The following is a 17,617-nucleotide window of genomic DNA, read 5'->3' as shown; positions in this document are numbered from 1 at the left end:
CCTGCCACCGGGGGTGCGGCGTAAACTATCGGTGATAGGGTCCTGGACCCAGACCGCTCTACCGGCAGAGCTCTCTGCCGGTGCCGGTCAGGAGGACACCATCCGACTCACTCGAGTTTCGACGTCTTTGTCACGAGCACACGATGTCTGACGATGCGTTCACCGAAGCCGCAATCGCCCTCTCCATGGCGTCGGAAAATGGATCCAACCTGTGCCTATCGTTCCTGAACGCGCTGCCGGTGGCGCATGCCGCCATCTCGACACTGGGCGCACCGTTCGGATCCGAAACGATCTGCGCATCGGATAGCCAGGCGGCGCGTCTGGACGAACTGCAGCTCGACTTTGGCGCCGGACCGTGCTGGGACGCGCTCAGAACCAGAGCCCCCGTCGTGGACGACGACCTCCACGAGCCGACAGAGTCTGGATGGCCGCTGCTGCGCGCCGCGATCCGCGCCACCGGGATTCGCTCGTTGTACGCCTTTCCCCTGGCGATCGGGGCGCTGAACGTCGGGGCCGTCGACCTGTACGCCACCACGCCCACGGCCTTGGGGCCGAGGTTGATCGCGCGAGCATCCGCACTGGCCGACCTTGCGGCGACCCACGTGGCCCGGCAGGTGATCCGGCGCCTGCAACCCGTCGACCGCGACGACACGGAGCCCGCCACATACTCCAGACGAGAAATTCACCAGGCAACCGGCATGATCATTGCCCAGATGCGTGTCAACGCGGAAGACGCGCAAGCCCTGCTCCACGCACACGCATTCACGCTCGACCGCCCCGTTCGCGAAGTCGCGGCGGATGTCGTGGCCCGGCGAATCACGTTCACCCAAGACGACACGGGGGACCGCGACTAGGGTGAGGACATGAGGGCCCAAAGCAAGGAACGGCAACTCGCCGAAGCGTTCGTCACCCTCGCCGACACCATGGTCGACGAGTACGACGTGGTGGACCTCCTCCACACGGTCGTCGAGCTCTGTTCCTCCCTTCTCGACGCCACCGACGCCGGCATCCTGCTCCCCAACTCTGCAGGCGAGCTCGAAGTCGCCGCATCCAGCAGCGAGCGCAGCCACCTCATCGGTCTCCTGCAACTCGGCGAGGGCGAAGGACCCTGTGTCGACGCGTACCGGACCGGCCTGCTCGTCACCGTGGACGACATCGCCAGTACGTACGCACGTTGGCCCTCCTTCGCGATCGCCGCCGCCGAATCGGGTTACGCCTCGATGCATGCCATCCCTCTACGGCTACGGAAGGAAACCATCGGCTCACTCAACCTGTTCAGAGATCGCACCGGCGGCTTCTCAGCGGATGACGCCGTCTCCGCCCGGGCCCTCGCCGACGGTGCAACGATCGGCATTCTCCACGAACGCTCATTGCGGGAAGCGGACCTCGCCCGGAGTCAGCTACAGCATGCCTTGGACAGCAGAGTCATCATCGAGCAGGCCAAGGGCGTGATAGCTCACACCCAGAACGTGGACATGGACACCGCGTTCCAGCTCATCCGGGCCCGGGCTCGGAACTCGCGTACCCGCCTCTCCGAAGTGGCGCGCCAGATCGTTGAGCATCCTTTCGGCGCCTCGGACGAGACGAAGTCTTTCGCCCCCTGACGAGCCCGTCCGGACGTGCAGCGCGGGACGAACCTGACCGAGCTGGCGGCAAGGGCACCCGACCCGGGAATAGAACCCCGGATACATGCTGATCCCTGGCGCCCGGTCGGAATCGGTGCGATCATTTAGGCGATCGCCCCAGACCTTGGCGTCAAAGTCCCCGATTTTGTTCGGCGCGCCTCGAGCCTGGCCCGGATGGCCGTCGTTTCGGGTACGTCCGCCATCCGGGCCTCGACAGCAGATTTCAGCGATACCACAGACGTCTGCGTCCCCGTTGCCTGGGGTCGCAGATCGGGAGTTGCAACCCTCCAACGACGAGGGCTCGGTGACCCGAACACTGAGCCCTCGTCTACCCGGGATCGCTCCCGGACTCACCGTCCGACGATGACGCCCCTAGGGGGCTTCCTCGTCGGTCGGGTCCAGCAAGTACGCGTCATGAGCCTTTTGAATCCTCTCGGGGTCATTCGCGCGCGTCGACTTCAGCGAAGCCCACGCGGCCTCGATCCGACGTTCGGTGCGCTCCGGGGACTCTTCAGGAAATAGCCGGTCCGACATGGTCCACCTCGTTCTCCGGTCAATTCCATCAACCGGCGTGAACGGGGGTCTGCGTGGTGGCCATTTCGCCACCTCTTTTCAGGCCCTCTAGTGGGCCATCTGTATCGAAGAGTACGCGCGTACCCTGCGACCGAGCCCGGAAAGAAGAACTCGGAAGCGGCGCAGCTCAGGCGTCCGGGCCGTCCGCCGCTGCAGCTCCCGGCTCGACCGGCGCCGAGTCCGTCTGCGCCGTCTTGGTGTCAGCCGGGTCGTTCTGGCGCCGGCTGGCGAACAGGAAAGGGATGCCGATCAGCTGGACTGCTCCGCCGATGACGAGCGACGTGCCGTAGCCCCAGAGGTCGGCCGCGCGTCCGAGCGCCGGCTGGATGAAGACCCCTCCGAGGCTGCCGAACAGCGAGTCGAACGACAATACGGTCGCACGCTGCTTCGACGGGATCATGTCGTTCAGGTAGGACTGGCGAACCGGCCCGGCCACCGCGAACACGAAACCCCAGATCACCAGGCAGATGACGGCGAACCAGAACAGACTGGTCACCCCCAGCGCCACGAGAACCAGGATGCTCACCAGCGACGCCCCGATCACCGTCGTGGTGCGTTTGGCGAACAGCCTCCGGATACGCGAGGCGAGCACGCCGCCCGCCACCTGCGCCAACGACAAAATGGCAGCCGCAAGCCCGGCGATCGAGTACGCCGTCTTGTCTCCGTAGAGCTCGAGCAGGTACGGCTGGAGCGCGTAGAAGGCGTAGATCCCGACGCCGGAGGCGAACGGCGCCGACAGGATCATCCACCGCACCGACCGTTTCCGCAGCCCGTGATCGATCGATTGCTTCAGCACGTTCCTCGTCGCCGCGAGCGGGCGCATCGAGTGGTCGGGCGTGAAGCCCAAGTCTTTCATCACGACGGCGGCGAACACCAGCATGACCACCAGCACTCCGGCTCTCAGCAGGAACGGCACGCCGAGATTGGTCGCCTGCGCGATGATGCCGCCCAGGACCGATCCGACGAACATCGCGATCCCCGTGACGACCAGGCCGCGGCCGAACACGGCCTCGAGACTCCCGGCGTACTTGGCGAACGCCAGCGCGTCGACGAGCCAGGCGTCCACCGCGCCGGAGAAGAACGTGAAGCCCAGGCCCAGCAGTACCGACACGATCGCCCACCAGACGAACGGCGCATGCCAGAGCCACAGCATCCAGTACAGGCCTGTCGTCACCGACAGGGTGATCGTGCCCAGCAGGTACGACGCTTTCCGTCCGACCGTGTCGGCGACGACGCCTGTCGGGATTTCGAAGATCACCATGCCGGCGGTGAAGAACGCGTTCGCGGCGAAGGCCTCGAAGTTCGAGAGTCCGGCGTCGAGCAGGAAGAGCGTGTTGATTCCCCAGATCAACGACGCGGCAAGCGTGTTGCCGAGCATCAGGGTCAGGTAGACGCCCTGCACTCGACGAGCCGCCGGGTTCATGACCGGCGACCGATCGGTTCATCCCGACTCGTCACCACGGCATGATGGACCCGAGCGGGTGGGCACGGCAACGGCCGATGCGCACGCATCGAGTGCCAACGTCGGCGATAGTCCGCGGTGCGTACCTTCATCGGGCCGTACGGAGCAGCCTGGATGCGCGCAGGACCTCCGACCCTATGACCCGAGACCGGATGCGGTGAGGGTGAGCATGCGGTGGCTCCGCCGCAGACCGGGGGACGTCCGACATGACCGCTCGACGACTGGCTGCCGTTACAGCCGTAGCCGCCTTCCTGCTCCTGGGAATCGGCGGCGCATCCGCCGCCGCACCCTGGTCCGCTGCGGCTGGCGGCACACAAGGACCGCACTTCTACAGTGGCGTCGCCATCGATGTTTCCGGGCCTATCGACGGTGACGTCTACGCCGCAGGGCAGAGCGTCACCATCAGCGGCAACGTCCGCGGCGACGTGATCGCGGCCGCGCAGACGATCACCATCGCCGGCACCGTAGACGGCAACATCCGGCTCGCCGCGCAGAATGTGACCATCACCGGCGGTGTCAGCCGGAGCGGCACTGTTTTCGCCTCGAGTCTCGTGCTGGCCGACAGCGGGGCGATCGGCGACGACCTCGTGGCGGCGGGGAGCTCACTGAGGGTCTCGGGTGACATCGGAAGGGATCTGCAGGTCAGTGCCTCCAGCCTCACGATCGATGGCGCGGTGGGCGGGGACGTCACCTACTCCAGCCAGAACACCGCACGCATCGCGCAGGGAGCGGTCGGTGGCACCGTCAGTCATGTGCAGCCTCAGCGGTCGCCGACCGTCGAGATCTCCCCCTGGGCCGTCCTGTTCGGATGGGTGCTGGGGTTGCTGTACGCCCTGATCGCACTCAGCCTCATCACGGTCGCCGCAGGCCTGCTCATCCCCGGGTGGTTGCAGCGGGTAACAGACCAGTTGCTCCCGTCCCCGTGGCGTGCCCTCCTGGTCGGATTCGTCGCGGCGATCGTCGTCCCCTTCGCGCTGCTCTTCCTGCTGGTGACCATCATCGGGGCTCCCCTCGCGCTCGCGGGCCTCCTGGTGTGGACAGGACTCACTCTCGCGACATTCCTGTTCAGCGCCCACTACCTCGGCCGGCTCGTACTCCGCGGCAACCATCCCCCCGTGCTCACCTCGTTCCTCGGCGGCCTCATCCTGATCGTGGCCCTGCAGATCCCTTGGCTCAACATCCTGGTGTGGCTGGCGATGGTCTTCTTCGGCCTGGGCGCCCAGCTCCTCGAATTCCGTCGGCAAGCACCATGGAGAAGGACGGTGGAACCGTCCATGACTACGCAGCACTCGACTCCACCTCACGGCTGAGCGGCACATCCGTTACGGTGCGACAGTGGGTACCAGAGCCAGCGCCGACGTCGATGAGACATTCGCGTCATGACTCCGGCATCATTGGCGCTCATCGTCGCGATCGGCCTGATCGGGCCGCTGCTCTCAGCACGCAACGTCTGGCATGTTCCGGTGGTGGTCGGCGAGCTGGCGGGCGGAGTACTCGTCGGCGACACCGGGCTCCGCCTCATCGATCCGCGCGCCCCGGACCTCCAACTCCTCGCAAACATCGGGTTCGGGCTGACCATGGTGGTCGTCGGGTCCCAGATCCCAGTGCGCGACCCGCGCCTGCGATCCCGGACAGGAGCACTCGGGGTGGCCGGCGCAGCCGCGGCCGGAATCGCCTCCGCCGCCCTGGGGGCCGTCCTCGCCGACGTCTTCGGCACCGGGCACGCGGCGGTCTACGGAATCGTGCTCGCGTCGTCCTCAGCGGCGGTGGTCCTGCCGATGCTCACCTCCCTGGGACTCAACCTGGCAAACTTCGGGCAACTGGTCACGCAGATCGCCGTGGCCGACATCGTGTGCGTGATCGCCCTCCCGTTCGCGGTGAGTCCCGCGCACGCGGGCAGTGCGGCCGTCGGCGCACTGGCCATCGCTGCAGCATCGCTCGGGCTGGTCTTCGTCCTGTCCTGGTTGGGCCGCACCGGTCTCCGGCGACGTGCGCACGCCTACTCCGAGCGGCGCCGATTCGCGCTGGAGCTGCGCCTCAGCCTGCTCGTGCTGTTCGTCTTCGCCGCCATAGCTCAGCTGGCACAGCTCTCCATCATGCTCGCCGGCTTCGCTCTCGGCCTGGTGCTTTCCTCGGTGGGAGAGCCCCATCGTCTCGCACGGCAACTGTTCGGCATGACAGAAGGCTTCTTCGGGCCGCTGTTCTTCGTATGGTTGGGCGCGTCTCTCGACATTCGCGGTCTCGCCGGCCATCCAGCGATGCTTGTGCTGGGGCTGGCGCTCGGCGCCGGAGCCGTCATCGCGCACAGCGCCTCGCGCGCGGTCGGGCTGCCGTGGAGGCAGACCGTCGCCTCGGCGGGTCAACTCGGTGTCCCGGTGGCCGCCGTGACGCTCGGAGTGCAGACGGCCACCCTTCTCCCTGGGGAGGGTCCGGCGATCCTGGTCGGTGCGCTGCTGACCATCGCCGCCGCGGCGTTCGCCTTGGGCCGTCTCGCGGCGGTGCCTGCTCGCGGCGACCGGGCAGGACACTGACTCAGCGACGGCTGGATCGGTGCCCGACGTGAGTCGGCTGGTCAGCGTCGGGGCACCCGCGCCGCCCGAAGCGCAGCGAGGATCGTCGCGAGGTCGACGGCCTCCTGAAGAAGCGCGCCGACGATGGCCGGGATGAACCCGAACGCGGCGATGAGCATCAGGACCACCGAAACCGCGATGCCGAGCCAGATACTCTGCAGCGCGATGGCAACGGTGCGGCGCGCGATGGCCACCGCCTCAACGACGCCCCCGATGTCGTCGATCAGCAGCACGACATCCGCCGACTCACTTGCCGCGGTCGCACCTTTGGCCCCCATGGCAATCCCGACATCCGCGCGGGCAAGCACCGGGGCGTCGTTGACCCCGTCCCCGACCATGACAACGGGACGCTCGATGATCGAGGCCACCCGCCGCACCTTGTCGGCCGGCAGGCACTCGGCGCGGTACCGGGTGATGCCCAACGCTCCGGCGGTGTGAGCGGCTGTTTCCTCCGCATCGCCGGTAAGCAGTTCGATGTTCCGCACGCCAAGAGCCCGTAGTCCCGCAAGCATGGACTGAGCGTTCGATCGTGGTGGATCGGCTTCGATGATCACGCCCGCGTACCTGTCATCCACCGTGACGTATACGGCCAGCTCCCCTGGACCAATCACCGCCCTCGGGGCGTCCCGATCGAATGAGCGCGCGAAGGCGAGCTTGCCCACGGCCACCCGGCGCTCACCCACGCGGGCCAGCACACCGTTCGTGGCGTGCTCCTCCGCGGAGGCCACCTCCTGAAGGCCGACCGCCCGCTGCTCGGCCGCCTGGACGACCGAGGCCGCGAGTACGTGCGAGGAGTACTGCTCCGCACTCGCCGTCAAGGAAAGCAGCTCGGTGGCATCGAACCCAGGGGCCGGACGCACCTCCCGGAGAACCGGGCGTCCGGTGGTCAGTGTGCCGGTCTTGTCGAAGACGACGGTCCGGACCCGAGCCAACGTCTCGAACACCGATCCGGTACGGACAAGGATGCCGGAGTGCGCCGCCCGGCTCATGCCACCGATGAACGCCACCGGCGCCGCGATCAGCAGCGGACACGGTGTCGCCAGCACGAGAACCTCCGCGAAGCGGACCGGGTCACCACTGACCAGCCACGCTATCCCCGCCAGCAGCAGCGAGAACGCGGTGAACGGGACCGCGAACCGGTCCGCGAGGCGGACCACCCGCGGCTTGCTTCCAGCCGCCTGCTCCACGAGAGCGACGATCTGCTGATACTGGCTGTCGGCAGCCAGAGCAGTCGCACGCAGCCGGACGGCCTCGGCGCCATTGATGCTGCCGCTGAGGACCACATCCCCCGGTGCGCGGTCGACCGGGAGGCTCTCCCCGGACAGCGATGAGAGGTCGAATGCGGCGGCATCCAGCAGCACCCCATCCACGGGCACCACTTCCGCCGGACGTACCAGGAGGATGTCCTCGATCTGGACATCGGCGACCGGCACGTCCTCCAGCCGTTCCCCGGCGAACCGGTGCGCGTACCGCGGATCCCGGCGCAGCAACGCATCCAACTCACGGCGTGCACGGCGATTGGCATAGTCCTCAAGCGCCTCACCACCGCTCAGCATAAGGACCACGATGAGCGCCGCCACCACCTCCCCCACCGCGACCGTCGCGACAATGGCGACGACAGCGAGCAGGTCCACCCCCAAACCGCCCGAAGCCAACGTGCGCAACATCCGGATGGTGTAGCCGGCCGCCACCGCGAGAGCGTAGAGGCCGGCGATCCACCGAGCCGCCGAATCCGCTCCGGCCACGGCGAACACCCCCGAGATCACACCGACCAGAACGGTCAGGGTGATCACGCGGTAGCGAACGGCGCCCCTCAGCAGCCGGTCGGCCCGGCGGGCGAAGGAGGAGTCAGCCCTCATTCCCGCGCACTGGCCGCATTGTGGGCGGGGGTTTCCACGGGAAGTGCCGACTCGTAGACGAAGACGAGCCGAGCGGGCACCTCCCCGGCGAGCACCTCCGCGACGGCTTCGTTGACGTCGCGGATGTCGCGCTCGGCAGCAACGACGCGGGTGCGTCCGGCCGCGTGGAGGGCGAACACCTCGACGAGGTCCTGTCGGGTTCCGACGATGGATCCGACGATCGAGATGCCCTTCAGGACGGTGTCGAACACGGGGACGGTGAGAGTTCCATCGGCGGGCAAAGAAACGAGCACCAGGCGACCGCCGCGATTCAGCGACCGGTACGCCTGGTCGAACACGCTGGGTGCGACCGCGAGAACGATGGCGACATCGGCACCGCCCAGGTGACGGATGGCCTGCGCCGGGTCCACCTCAGTCGCGTTGATCGCATGGTCGGCGCCGAGTTCTACGGCGAGGTCCAGTTTCTCCTCGGTGATGTCCACGGCGACGACCTGCGCTCCGACCAGTCGCGCGTATTGCAGGGCGAGATGGCCGAGTCCGCCGATACCGAAGACGGCGACGCGCTCGCCCGGAACCACGCGTGCGGCCTTCACCGCGGCGTAGGTGGTGACGCCCGCACACGTGAGCGGGGCGGCATCCAGCGGGGCGACGCCGTCTGGCACGGGCACCGCGAACCGTGCCTCGGCGACGGCGTACTCGGCGTACCCCCCATCGACCGAGTAGCCGGTGTTGTGCTGCGCCTCGCACAGATTTTCTCGGCCGTCGATGCAGTAGCGGCACTCGCCGCATGCGTACCCCAGCCACGGAAGCGCGACCCGCTGCCCGACCTCGCGGGTGGTGACGCCGTCGCCGAGCCCCTCGACGATCCCAACGCCCTCGTGCCCCGGGACGAACGGCAGAGCCGGCCGCACCGGCCAGTCCCCGTTGATGGCGTGGATGTCGGTGTGACACAGTCCGCACGCCTCCAGCCGCACCAGGACCTGGCCTGCACCCGGGGTCGGAAGGGGACGGTCTTCGAGGGTGAGCGGCTCGCGATACTGACTCACGACGGCTGCGCGCATGGGCGGCTCCTTTCGGTATGCCGCCAGTGTGGTGCGCACCCGAGAGCGGTCGTGGGCCGAAGGTCCCGCCGCGGGGCCCATAGGCCTTTGGACCCAGAGCGAACGGGCCGTCTGAGCCCACTCTGGAGGCGAGAGTTCGGAGGAGTCATGAAACGCTGGGTACGAATCGTCCCACTGCAGGCGATCTACTTCGCGGCCGGATTGGCCGAAATGGGAATGGTGCTTGTGGGCCTCAACGTGTTCACACGACGCCGGCCCGTCACGCCGTGAACGCGTCGCTGCGCTTCCTGGGCGCCACCGACACGGTCACCGGGTCCCGCTATCTGATCGAGCAGGATGGCCAGCGCATCCTCGTCGACTGCGGACTGTTCCAGGGCTACAAGCACCTGCGAGAACGGAACTGTCTGATGCGTCCGTCCTCCCCGTTGGAGCACAGTTTCAACGGACTCGGAGGCCGTCTCCCGCACTCTGCTCGGGGTGGATACCTCGACAACGGTCGGCGAAGGGGGGCTCACCGAGGTGCAGTATCTTCCGCCCGAGTGGGCGAGTTCCGCGCCACCACGACGGGTGTTCGCACGTCGAGCAGGACGTCGTGCGCGACCGAGCCGAGCATCAGTCGTTGCACGCTGTGCCGGTCATGGACACCGACGACCAGCAGGCTGGCACCATCGCTCTCGGCCACAAGCGCTCGCGAGGGTGCCGTGTCGAGCACCTCCGTGAGGACGATCACCCCGGGATGCCGCTCCCGGGCCAGGTCGCCTGCTTCCTCCGCGATCCGCTCGCGGCGGTCGCCGAGGGAAATCTCGGGGACGAAGCCGGCAAGCAGCGGGTTAGCCAGATAGCCGGCACACACGACCGTCAGCGGCTCGCCGAGCGTCTCGGCCTCAGCCGCCGCGAACTCCACCGCCGTCTCCGTCTGAAGCTCGCCATCCACCCCGACCACCACTCCGCGCCCGACGCCGGCCCAGCTGTGCGGGATCACCGCCACCGGGCATTCCGCCACGGCCGCCACGCGCACCGCGATCGACCCGGCGAGGGCGCGGTGTCGGTCCGCCTCGGCCGGTGTCCCGATCACGAGCAGATCGGTCTCACGGGAGACAGCCGCGAGCTCCGGCCCGATATGACCGTAGCGGAAACGTGTGCTCACTTCGATGTCCTCGTGCTCCGGACCGGACGCCGCCGTGACTCCGGCAGCGACCGGCCTGCGCTCCAGCACCTCGTGCGCGTGGTGCAGGGCGATCCGCTTCTCGGCCTCCAGAAGCGACTTCACGGCCAGAACGAGCAGGTGGCTCGGCTCCGCCGGGTTGTCGCCCCAGCCACGCTCGATCACGTGGACCAGTTCGAGACGTGCGCCGTCGCGCGCAGCCCGAGCGGCCGCCCATTCGAGGGCGGCGCGGTGATCCGGCTCCCCGTCGACAGCGACCATGATCGTGTAGGACATCGGAACCTCTTTCCTTTCCCCGGATGACGACATCTCCCACGATGCCGCCGCAGCAGCCCCCGCCGTAGAGCCGAAAGTCCCGCCCGCCCAGGTACGGCCTGACCAGACCTGCGAGCCGCACGCCGAAGGATTCGGTATTTGCCGCCTTCGACACCCGCCTCAGCGCCGGCCGGCGCCCTCGGCTCCGTGGATGACCAGGACGGGGCAGTCCGCATGCTCGACGGTGGACCGCGAGACCGATCCCAGAAGCAGCCCGGTGAACCCGCCCAGGCCACGGCTCCCGACGATCAGCATCTCCGCATCCTCCGACTCGGCGATCAGCTGCCGCGCGGGCGACCCGCTACGGATCACCTTCGAGTACCAAGAAGGCGGCGTTGAGCCGAACACCTCACCGGCTGCCTGGTCGGCGATCGCGTGCGCATCAGCCTCCGGGGACCACCCGTCCATCACATAACCGGGCCAGGACTGCGGGAACTCCCACACCGTCACACCCACCAGCGCGCAGCCCAGCCGCTCCGCCATCCGTGCCCCGCGACGAAGTGCGGACAGCGAAGACGCCGAGCCGTCGACACCGACCACGATGCGGCCCCCGGCGTGGATGCGGTCCTCGACCTCACCTGCGGTGGATTCGTTCCGGTCGGACATGTGCGCGTTCCTTTCCTGAGGGGAGGTCACCAGCGTTCGGGCTCCGCCGTGCGGTGGAAGCGCCGACCGCTCACAGCGTCGATATCGATGTGGATGTAGCGGTACTTGAGCGTGGGCACCCACGGTTGCAAGGGCGCACGATCGGCCGCGTCGATCTCGGCCTGCTGTTCCAGTTGACGGGCGCGTCCGTGTGCGACGACGCTCCAGGCCACCTCATCCGTGTAGTCGTCGGTCTCGAATGCGACCGCGCTATGCACCGTGACTTCGAGCAGCTTCGTTCCGGGCGCCGTCCGGATCAGGATGCTGTCCCCATCCGAGTGGTAATTCACGGGGAAAATGTCCACCTCCCCGCCGGCAGCCGTGGCGAGCCGGCCGAGTACGCCCTGCTTGAGCAGTTCACGGCATTCCGCCCGGTCGAGTTCCTCGACGGGATCATCGGACGACATGGGATTCTCCTTCGGCCAGGGTGGCCGCGGCGGCCATCGGTGGTGCGTGGACGACGATGGTCGGCGACGTCAGGTTGAGCAGGACGTCGTAGGCGACAGACCCCAGAACTCCGGGCTGCGCCTGCTCGCGACGGGAATCACCGACCACGAGCACTTCCGCACCGCGGGCGATGTCGTTCAGCGCTGTTCCGGGAGGTCGGCGGACCACGCGGCTGCGGATGGTGATCCCGGGCTGGCTGCGACGTACGCGTTCGACGGCGGCGGCAAGCAGATTCCGCGCCTCGTCGTCGTACTGCGACAAGAGCTCCGGCCCAGCGTCCCGTCGGTCCGTCCCCCTGGGCGATGCCCCGGACGACCGCACGGTGATGAGTTCGCAGTGATGGTCGCACGCCAGGTCGGCCGCCAGATCGAGCGCCGCGCTGCCTGCTGGACTGTCATCGACCCCGACCACCACACCGCGGCGGAGCCGCGACTCGGTATCCGGGACGATCGCGACCGGGCCCACAGCCAAGTTGGCAAGCTGCAGGCTGCGGGAACCGAACGCACGACCATAGTGGAAGCCGGTCTTGTGCGTGCCGACGACAAGCATCGTGTCGGTATCGCCGAGTGAGGCGAGGACCGTCATCGGGCTCCCGCTGAGCAGCTCTGCCCGCAGCCCGGCTGCGCCCTCCAACGAGCGCGCGTACGCGACCTCGTCCTGGAGCAATTGGCGTGCGCCGGAGTCGACCTCGTCGATGAGCTCCGTTCCGACAGCGCCCCATTCGTCGTCGGCGACCTGCACGAGGATGACCTCGGTATCGTGCTCCCGGGCGTGGCCGATGGCCCAGCGGATCGCCGCGCGCGACGGCAGCGAGCCATCGACACCGACGATATATCTGCGGATCTCCATTCCGGTACCTCCGCTCCCACTGTCCTGCGCCGAGAACCGTGGCGACGGGTCCTTGGTCCCGCGGGACCTCCGGCCCGGAATGCTGCTGCAGCATCCGGCCGGACGGTAGGGGGCTGTGCCGAACTGGGCCGCTGGCTAGAATCACCGCAATGGGGTGGCCCGACCGGACCCTCCTTGATGCATCCGAGAGCGGATGAGCGTCATGTCAGACGATGACCCGATCACCTTTCCCGACGCCCCCCGCGCAGAACTCGATGATGCGTTGGCGCACCTGGTCGAACAAGCCCGCAAGGTGCTGCAGACGCAGGGACGCCTGCGCGCGCTCGTCCGCGCCAACCGTGCGGTCGTTTCCCACATCGAGCTCCCGACCGTGCTGCGCACCATCGCCGAGGCAGCCGTCGACCTCGTCGGCGCCCGCTACGGCGCCCTCGGCGTGATTGCCGAAGGCGGAGGCCTCGAGCAATTCATCCATGTCGGAATGTCGCCCGAGGACGTCCACCGCATCGGGCACCTGCCAGAAGGGCACGGACTGCTCGGGGCACTGATCGATGACCCGCAACCCATCCGGATCAGCTCCATCGCTGCCGACGCCCGCTCGGCCGGCTTCCCTGAGGGGCACCCGCCGATGACGGCCTTCCTCGGGGTCCCCATCACGGTGCGCGACACCGTCTACGGCAACCTTTACCTCACCGATCCAGAATCGGGCGAGTTCACCGAGGACGACCAGCAACTCGTCAAAGCGCTGGCCGCGAACGCCGGCTTCGCCATCGATAACGCACGGCTTTACGCGGAGTCGCGCTCCCGGCAGGCCTGGAGCGTCGCTGCCGGAGAGTTGACCGCATCGATCCTGGGCGGCGAGTCCGCTGAGGCCTTCACCGAGCTGGCGGATCGCGCCCGCGCTCTGCTGGGAGCGCGAGCGGTATTCATCGTGCAGCCGGAATCCGACTCGTCCCTCCGCATCTCAGCGGCAGGTGACGCTGACCGTGCGCTCGCCGAGGCCGCCGCGGCAGCGGAGCAGGTGCGCAGTGCTGTGGAGGGAATGCAGCCGACCCGGCTCGCAGGGCTGGCTGCTGGTCCAACCGCTGATGATTCCGAAGCGGGGCCCGTCCTGGTGGCACCCTTCGCACTCCTGGACGGGAATACGGCAGCTCTGGTGGCGGTCCGCGATGAGGGAGTCGGCGGCTTCAGTTCGTTCGAGCTCGAACGTGCCACTGCGTTCGCCCGTCAAGGGGGGCTGGCTCTGGAACTGGCTGCCGTGCGCGCCGACCGGCAGCGCGCCCTGCTGCTGGAGGAGCGGGCTCGGATCGCCCGCGATCTTCATGACCATGTCATCCAGCAGCTGTTCGGCGCCGGTATCGAGTTGCAGAGCATCGAGTCGGCTGTCGGCCCCGGGTCCGTCACCGATCGGATCGAGGGCGCGGTCTCCTCCATCGACCAGGCCATCGCCGAGATCCGGACGGCGATCTTCGCGCTCTCGCACAGTCACGGCTCTCATGACAGCCTCCGCTACCGCCTCCTCGACATTGTCCATCAGGTGGGCGGGTCCCTGCCGTCACCGGCGACCCTCTCTTTCAGCGGGCCTGTCGACGTTGTCTCGCATCCCCAGCTCGACGACGACATCATCGCGTTCGTCCGTGAGGGTCTGACCAACGTGGTGCGTCACGCGGGCGCCGAGACGGCATCGGTGGCGGTGACGGCGTCGGCCGACGAAATCACGGTCTCCGTCGTCGACAGCGGGACCGGGCTGGGCGAAACGACCAGGAGAAGCGGGCTTGGCAACCTCGCTGAGAGGGCGCGCTTGCGCGGCGGCGAGTTCGATGTCGAATCCAGCGAACGAGGGACGCGGCTCAGCCTCCGCCTCCCGGTTCCGGAGCTCGGCCGATGACCGCGCCTGCCGTCCGAGTGTTCCTCGCCGATGATCATGAGATCGTGCGGCGCGGTCTTGCATCGCTCATTGACGCCCAGGACGACCTGGAGGTGGTCGGGGAGGCGGCGACGGCCGCGCAGGCGCGCTCGCGCATCCTTGCAGTCCGGCCGGACGTCGCCGTGCTCGATGTGCGCCTGCCCGACGGGAGCGGTATAGACGTGTGCCGGCGGATCAAACAGGACGAGCCCGGCATCCGCTGCCTCATGCTCACGGCGTACGACGACGAGGACGCCCTGCGTGCCGCGCTGATCGCCGGCGCCGACGGTTACGTCATCAAGGACATCCGCGGCAGCTCACTGCTCGACGACATCCGCGCCGCCGCCCGCGGCAAGAAGCTCATCGACCCACGTATCGCCGCCCGCATGGCCGCCCAGCTCCGCGAACCCGCCGACGACCCCCGTTTCGCCTCCCTCGGTCTGCGGGAACGGCAGGTGCTCGCCCTCATCGCTGACGGGTTCACGAACCGGCAGATCGGCGAACGGCTCGGCCTCGCCGAGAAGACGGTGAAGAATTACGTCAGCTCGCTCCTGGCCAAGCTCGGCCTGGAACGACGGACGCAGGCCGCCGTCCTCCAGCTTGAGCACCGTCGGTCAGATCACTGACCAGCCGTTGTCATTGGCAGGACGGCACCGTCGACGGTGGAGGAGTCCTCACTCTGCAGCCAGGCGAGGCCGCCGCCGGCGCAGACGGGACCTTGTGCCCTGACGCACCGCCGCTGCGCCGACGTACGTTCAGCTCATCGCCACGGCAGGCCCGTTGCGGGAGGGGACAACCTCATGGACGAACGCCTTGCTCCCATCGTCGTCGGGGTGGACGGGTCGGCTTCCTCCGTAGACGCGCTCCGGTGGGCGTGCGGAGTCGCCGCGAATCGCCAGCGACCCGTCCTAGCCGTGACGGCCGGACCGAGCGAAGCAGAGTCGCGCGCGGTCTCCCGACATGCCATCCTCCACGCATTCCGCGGCGCTCCGCCGCGAAATCTCACGGTGCTCACCAGGGTCGCAGAACCGGCCGACGCCCTCACCGAGTGCAGCCGGGATGCCTACCTGCTCGTCGTCGGTAGTTGCGGTCCCGGCGGGCACGCCCTGGACGTCCACGCCTCCTGTCCGGTGCTCACCATGCACCACACGCACGCCGCCGACCACGCCGACAGGGTTCGCGAGACCGTGAGTCGGACACCATGAGCAGGCCGACCTCAGTTGCCGTCGGCCGGAAGTCACGGGGCGTCCGATCCGGAAGGCCCGGAGCACTGCTGAGCATGGCCGCGATCAGCGGGCTGTGGGCAGTCGTGCTGGTGGGGCTGGTCATGCTCATGATCGCGACGATGACGACCGTGTTCGCCTCGCCGATAGCGGAAATCCTGCAGGTCTTCGGGGTCGTGCGTGGCTGATCAGGCGAGACCGCTCAATCTGCCGTCGCTCATCCCCGGTTCTCCGCACGGCCGCTGAGCGTGTGCAGATTGAGCCGGAAGACTGCGGCGGCAGCGTTCGGGTGGCCGAGGTCCGCAGCCGCTTCGGACATGCGCGGAATGTCGAGGGTGCGCACCATCCCGACTTCAGCTCCCGGGTGCACGCTGCCTGCCGACTCCCCGGCAGGTCGCAGCCGGTCGAGGAGCACATCCAGTCCCTCCCGGGCCTCGGCGCCCAGCAGCTGCTCGAACGTGCCCCACGCGATCACGCTCCGCCATTCGTCGACGGTGACCACATCGTCCACCTCGAAACACACCTCGGGGTGTCTCCGCAGAGCGTCGAGCTTGCGCCCCTGCGCGCTGTGCGCATAGATGTCACCGTCGCGGTATGCGTACGAGATCGGAACCACATACGGAACCTCACCGTCCGTCAGGCCCAAACGGCCGACCAGCTGACTCGCCAGAATGTCGTCAATCTCATCGCGACTCAGTTCCACAGGCATCGGGACTCCTCACATCCGTTGATCCTTCGAGAGTCCCGCGGATGCAGCCGCTCGCGCCAGGACCTTCGACCCTTCTCCCGCAGCGAGCAGGACGCTTGAGTGGGGGCATGAAGACCAAGCAGCGCAAGACCGCGTGGTTGGACGGCCAGGATCTCCCGGCAGGGAGTGCCGCAACGGTCGGCGCGATCGTGGCGTGGAGCCTCGCCTGGAAAGGCGCGTCGCTCTGGCGGGCCGCGCGAAACCAGAGCAAACCCTGGTTCGTCACCCTGCTCCTCGCGAACACCCTCGGCGTCCTCGACGCGATCTACCTGTTCGCCGTCGATCGTCGGCACCGGTCGGACGACCGGGTGGAGGATGCGATTCTCGCCGCGACGGGCGAGCCGGCGCAGGGCGGGCACAGCCAGGAGACCTGAGCGGCGGCTGCGCTGCAAGGTCAGGCGCCAAGCACGACCAAGAGGTGATACACGACGTAGGCCGGCCAGACGATGGCCTGCAACAAGCCGAGCACGACAGCCCAGAACGAGCCGTCCGAAATCGAGATGAAATAGATCGCCGCGCCAACGTAGGCCAACAGGAAGAAGAACCCCCACGGCCCGTCCCGGACGATCGTCCCCGCACTCCCCTTGTCCGCCATCGCCTCTCCCGCCTCTTCTTGTCTGCCGAGCTCGAAGTCCTCTTACCTAGCTCAGGCAGTTTTTCCGGCATTGTTCAGCGCGTAAACTGCGGATCATCAAGCCTGTGAACAGAGGTGTGACCCGGGCGGCCGCCCAGACCCCGCGCTCCCACTTCCCAGCATCCTCCTCCTGAACTCGCACAGTGGACAGGAGGTACATCCATGCCGCACAGAGCGCGCTCGCTGCACTACGACGGCCACTCCTACGAGCTCCTCGCGCTCGATGACGCGCAAACGTGGCACCTATTCGAAGACCTCGACGAGGAGGCCGCGCTGGTCGGCACGATCACCTTGCGTGGCTCGCAGTTCGCCATCGAGTGCTACTGGCGGCCCGGTATGGGAAGGCACGACATCGACGCGGCCACCGTCGACAGCGCAGCGGTCGCCCTGATCGCCTCTGCCAGCGCGGCGGACGCGCAGGAGCCCTCGCACCCCTAGGGGACACGTCGCCTGAAGCGTGAAGGCGGAGAGGGACTAAAGACCCAGGCCAGCTAACGAAAACATCGGATTTCTGGGTCCCCGCCGGGGAGGGTCGAAC

The 17,617-nt window shown here is 67.8% G+C and carries 20 protein-coding genes; 11 read left to right on the top strand and 9 right to left on the bottom strand.

The annotated features are described in order from the left end of the window. Window positions 1-143: 143 nt before the first annotated feature. Window positions 144-854, top strand: a complete 711-nt coding sequence (locus AB4Y74_RS01445; RefSeq protein ID WP_441797341.1) for a GAF and ANTAR domain-containing protein — start codon at window positions 144-146, stop codon at window positions 852-854. A 9-nt stretch (window positions 855-863) separates the two neighbouring features. Then, window positions 864-1,604, top strand: a complete 741-nt coding sequence (locus AB4Y74_RS01440) for an ANTAR domain-containing protein (RefSeq protein WP_441797340.1) — start codon at window positions 864-866, stop codon at window positions 1,602-1,604. A 721-nt stretch (window positions 1,605-2,325) separates the two neighbouring features. On the opposite strand, the gene AB4Y74_RS01435 is transcribed toward AB4Y74_RS01440, so the two are convergent. Beyond that, complete coding sequence (locus AB4Y74_RS01435) at window positions 2,326-3,621, bottom strand: MFS transporter (RefSeq protein ID WP_441797339.1); 1,296 nt, start codon at window positions 3,619-3,621, stop codon at window positions 2,326-2,328. A 245-nt stretch (window positions 3,622-3,866) separates the two neighbouring features. On the opposite strand from AB4Y74_RS01435, the gene AB4Y74_RS01430 reads away from it, so the two are divergent. Beyond that, complete coding sequence (locus AB4Y74_RS01430; protein ID WP_441797338.1) at window positions 3,867-4,970, top strand: bactofilin family protein; 1,104 nt, start codon at window positions 3,867-3,869, stop codon at window positions 4,968-4,970. A 69-nt stretch (window positions 4,971-5,039) separates the two neighbouring features. Further along, entirely contained in the window at window positions 5,040-6,191 is a 1,152-nt protein-coding gene (locus AB4Y74_RS01425) for a cation:proton antiporter (RefSeq protein ID WP_441797337.1), read from the top strand. 41 nt (window positions 6,192-6,232) lie between these two features. Here AB4Y74_RS01425 and AB4Y74_RS01420 read toward each other — a convergent pair whose 3' ends face one another. Both AB4Y74_RS01420 and AB4Y74_RS01415 read right to left on the bottom strand, forming a co-directional pair. Continuing rightward, a complete protein-coding gene (locus tag AB4Y74_RS01420; protein ID WP_441797336.1) occupies window positions 6,233-8,089 on the bottom strand; it encodes a heavy metal translocating P-type ATPase in 1,857 nt (618 codons plus the stop codon). Then, entirely contained in the window at window positions 8,086-9,150 is a 1,065-nt protein-coding gene (locus tag AB4Y74_RS01415; protein WP_441797335.1) for a zinc-dependent alcohol dehydrogenase, read from the bottom strand. The genes AB4Y74_RS01420 and AB4Y74_RS01415 overlap by 4 nt, the downstream gene beginning before the upstream one ends. A 147-nt stretch (window positions 9,151-9,297) precedes the next feature. Here AB4Y74_RS01415 and AB4Y74_RS01410 point away from each other — a divergent pair, with 147 nt between their 5' ends. Next, window positions 9,298-9,420 carry a hypothetical protein gene (locus AB4Y74_RS01410; protein ID WP_441797334.1) on the top strand — a complete coding sequence of 41 codons (123 nt, stop codon included), beginning with the start codon at window positions 9,298-9,300 and terminating at the stop codon, window positions 9,418-9,420. A gap of 241 nt (window positions 9,421-9,661) precedes the next feature. On the opposite strand, the gene AB4Y74_RS01405 is transcribed toward AB4Y74_RS01410, so the two are convergent. The 4 genes from AB4Y74_RS01405 to AB4Y74_RS01390 all read right to left on the bottom strand — a co-directional run bounded on the left by AB4Y74_RS01405 (window position 9,662) and on the right by AB4Y74_RS01390 (window position 12,571). After that, window positions 9,662-10,591, bottom strand: coding sequence for a universal stress protein (locus AB4Y74_RS01405; RefSeq protein ID WP_441797333.1), 930 nt, complete (start codon window positions 10,589-10,591; stop codon window positions 9,662-9,664). Between the two features lie 159 nt (window positions 10,592-10,750). Beyond that, entirely contained in the window at window positions 10,751-11,236 is a 486-nt protein-coding gene (locus AB4Y74_RS01400) for a universal stress protein (protein ID WP_441797332.1), read from the bottom strand. Window positions 11,237-11,262: 26 nt separating this feature from the next. Continuing rightward, a complete protein-coding gene (locus tag AB4Y74_RS01395; RefSeq protein ID WP_441797331.1) occupies window positions 11,263-11,682 on the bottom strand; it encodes a pyridoxamine 5'-phosphate oxidase family protein in 420 nt (139 codons plus the stop codon). Beyond that, on the bottom strand, window positions 11,669-12,571 hold the full coding sequence (locus AB4Y74_RS01390; protein WP_441797330.1) for a universal stress protein: 903 nt from the start codon (window positions 12,569-12,571) through the stop codon (window positions 11,669-11,671). The genes AB4Y74_RS01395 and AB4Y74_RS01390 overlap by 14 nt, the downstream gene beginning before the upstream one ends. 202 nt (window positions 12,572-12,773) lie before the next feature. Here AB4Y74_RS01390 and AB4Y74_RS01385 point away from each other — a divergent pair, with 202 nt between their 5' ends. From AB4Y74_RS01385 to AB4Y74_RS01370, 4 genes are all read left to right on the top strand, one after another. Continuing rightward, window positions 12,774-14,456 carry a GAF domain-containing sensor histidine kinase gene (locus AB4Y74_RS01385; RefSeq protein ID WP_441797329.1) on the top strand — a complete coding sequence of 561 codons (1,683 nt, stop codon included), beginning with the start codon at window positions 12,774-12,776 and terminating at the stop codon, window positions 14,454-14,456. Continuing rightward, entirely contained in the window at window positions 14,453-15,100 is a 648-nt protein-coding gene (locus AB4Y74_RS01380; RefSeq protein ID WP_441797328.1) for a response regulator, read from the top strand. The genes AB4Y74_RS01385 and AB4Y74_RS01380 overlap by 4 nt, the downstream gene beginning before the upstream one ends. Before the next feature lie 381 nt (window positions 15,101-15,481). After that, window positions 15,482-15,679 carry a hypothetical protein gene (locus AB4Y74_RS01375; protein WP_441797327.1) on the top strand — a complete coding sequence of 66 codons (198 nt, stop codon included), beginning with the start codon at window positions 15,482-15,484 and terminating at the stop codon, window positions 15,677-15,679. 74 nt (window positions 15,680-15,753) lie between these two features. Next, entirely contained in the window at window positions 15,754-15,885 is a 132-nt protein-coding gene (locus tag AB4Y74_RS01370) for a hypothetical protein (protein WP_441797326.1), read from the top strand. A gap of 29 nt (window positions 15,886-15,914) precedes the next feature. On the opposite strand, the gene AB4Y74_RS01365 is transcribed toward AB4Y74_RS01370, so the two are convergent. Further along, the gene (locus AB4Y74_RS01365; RefSeq protein WP_441797325.1) at window positions 15,915-16,406 is read right to left on the bottom strand and encodes a pyridoxamine 5'-phosphate oxidase family protein; all 492 of its coding nucleotides are present in this window, start codon (window positions 16,404-16,406) and stop codon (window positions 15,915-15,917) included. 107 nt (window positions 16,407-16,513) lie between these two features. On the opposite strand from AB4Y74_RS01365, the gene AB4Y74_RS01360 reads away from it, so the two are divergent. Continuing rightward, a complete protein-coding gene (locus tag AB4Y74_RS01360) occupies window positions 16,514-16,819 on the top strand; it encodes a DUF5652 family protein (RefSeq protein ID WP_441797324.1) in 306 nt (101 codons plus the stop codon). A 20-nt stretch (window positions 16,820-16,839) separates the two neighbouring features. Here AB4Y74_RS01360 and AB4Y74_RS01355 read toward each other — a convergent pair whose 3' ends face one another. Further along, window positions 16,840-17,040 carry a hypothetical protein gene (locus tag AB4Y74_RS01355; RefSeq protein WP_441797323.1) on the bottom strand — a complete coding sequence of 67 codons (201 nt, stop codon included), beginning with the start codon at window positions 17,038-17,040 and terminating at the stop codon, window positions 16,840-16,842. Window positions 17,041-17,241: 201 nt separating this feature from the next. On the opposite strand from AB4Y74_RS01355, the gene AB4Y74_RS01350 reads away from it, so the two are divergent. Next, window positions 17,242-17,517, top strand: a complete 276-nt coding sequence (locus AB4Y74_RS01350; RefSeq protein ID WP_441797322.1) for a hypothetical protein — start codon at window positions 17,242-17,244, stop codon at window positions 17,515-17,517. The last annotated feature ends 100 nt before the right edge of the window (window positions 17,518-17,617 follow it).

This window comes from Leifsonia sp. RAF41 (assembly GCF_052114085.1).
Lineage (GTDB): Bacteria > Actinomycetota > Actinomycetes > Actinomycetales > Microbacteriaceae > Leifsonia.
Note: the sequence above shows the minus strand (reverse complement) of the source record. Positions and strands in the feature narration are given on the sequence as shown.

Bases quoted from the DNA above. Each gene is read 5' to 3' on its own strand.
- AB4Y74_RS01395 (WP_441797331.1), bottom strand. From the start codon at position 11,682: ATGTCGTCCGATGATCCCGTCGAGGAACTCGACCGGGCGGAATGCCGT.
- AB4Y74_RS01350 (WP_441797322.1), top strand. From the start codon at position 17,242: ATGCCGCACAGAGCGCGCTCGCTGCACTACGACGGCCACTCCTACGAG.
- AB4Y74_RS01355 (WP_441797323.1), bottom strand. From the start codon at position 17,040: ATGGCGGACAAGGGGAGTGCGGGGACGATCGTCCGGGACGGGCCGTGG.
- AB4Y74_RS01360 (WP_441797324.1), top strand. From the start codon at position 16,514: ATGAAGACCAAGCAGCGCAAGACCGCGTGGTTGGACGGCCAGGATCTC.
- AB4Y74_RS01435 (WP_441797339.1), bottom strand. From the start codon at position 3,621: ATGAACCCGGCGGCTCGTCGAGTGCAGGGCGTCTACCTGACCCTGATG.
- AB4Y74_RS01445 (WP_441797341.1), top strand. From the start codon at position 144: ATGTCTGACGATGCGTTCACCGAAGCCGCAATCGCCCTCTCCATGGCG.
- AB4Y74_RS01415 (WP_441797335.1), bottom strand. From the start codon at position 9,150: ATGCGCGCAGCCGTCGTGAGTCAGTATCGCGAGCCGCTCACCCTCGAA.
- AB4Y74_RS01390 (WP_441797330.1), bottom strand. From the start codon at position 12,571: ATGGAGATCCGCAGATATATCGTCGGTGTCGATGGCTCGCTGCCGTCG.
- AB4Y74_RS01410 (WP_441797334.1), top strand. From the start codon at position 9,298: ATGAAACGCTGGGTACGAATCGTCCCACTGCAGGCGATCTACTTCGCG.
- AB4Y74_RS01380 (WP_441797328.1), top strand. From the start codon at position 14,453: ATGACCGCGCCTGCCGTCCGAGTGTTCCTCGCCGATGATCATGAGATC.
- AB4Y74_RS01385 (WP_441797329.1), top strand. From the start codon at position 12,774: ATGTCAGACGATGACCCGATCACCTTTCCCGACGCCCCCCGCGCAGAA.
- AB4Y74_RS01425 (WP_441797337.1), top strand. From the start codon at position 5,040: ATGACTCCGGCATCATTGGCGCTCATCGTCGCGATCGGCCTGATCGGG.
- AB4Y74_RS01440 (WP_441797340.1), top strand. From the start codon at position 864: ATGAGGGCCCAAAGCAAGGAACGGCAACTCGCCGAAGCGTTCGTCACC.
- AB4Y74_RS01365 (WP_441797325.1), bottom strand. From the start codon at position 16,406: ATGCCTGTGGAACTGAGTCGCGATGAGATTGACGACATTCTGGCGAGT.
- AB4Y74_RS01370 (WP_441797326.1), top strand. From the start codon at position 15,754: ATGGCCGCGATCAGCGGGCTGTGGGCAGTCGTGCTGGTGGGGCTGGTC.
- AB4Y74_RS01405 (WP_441797333.1), bottom strand. From the start codon at position 10,591: ATGTCCTACACGATCATGGTCGCTGTCGACGGGGAGCCGGATCACCGC.
- AB4Y74_RS01420 (WP_441797336.1), bottom strand. From the start codon at position 8,089: ATGAGGGCTGACTCCTCCTTCGCCCGCCGGGCCGACCGGCTGCTGAGG.
- AB4Y74_RS01430 (WP_441797338.1), top strand. From the start codon at position 3,867: ATGACCGCTCGACGACTGGCTGCCGTTACAGCCGTAGCCGCCTTCCTG.
- AB4Y74_RS01400 (WP_441797332.1), bottom strand. From the start codon at position 11,236: ATGTCCGACCGGAACGAATCCACCGCAGGTGAGGTCGAGGACCGCATC.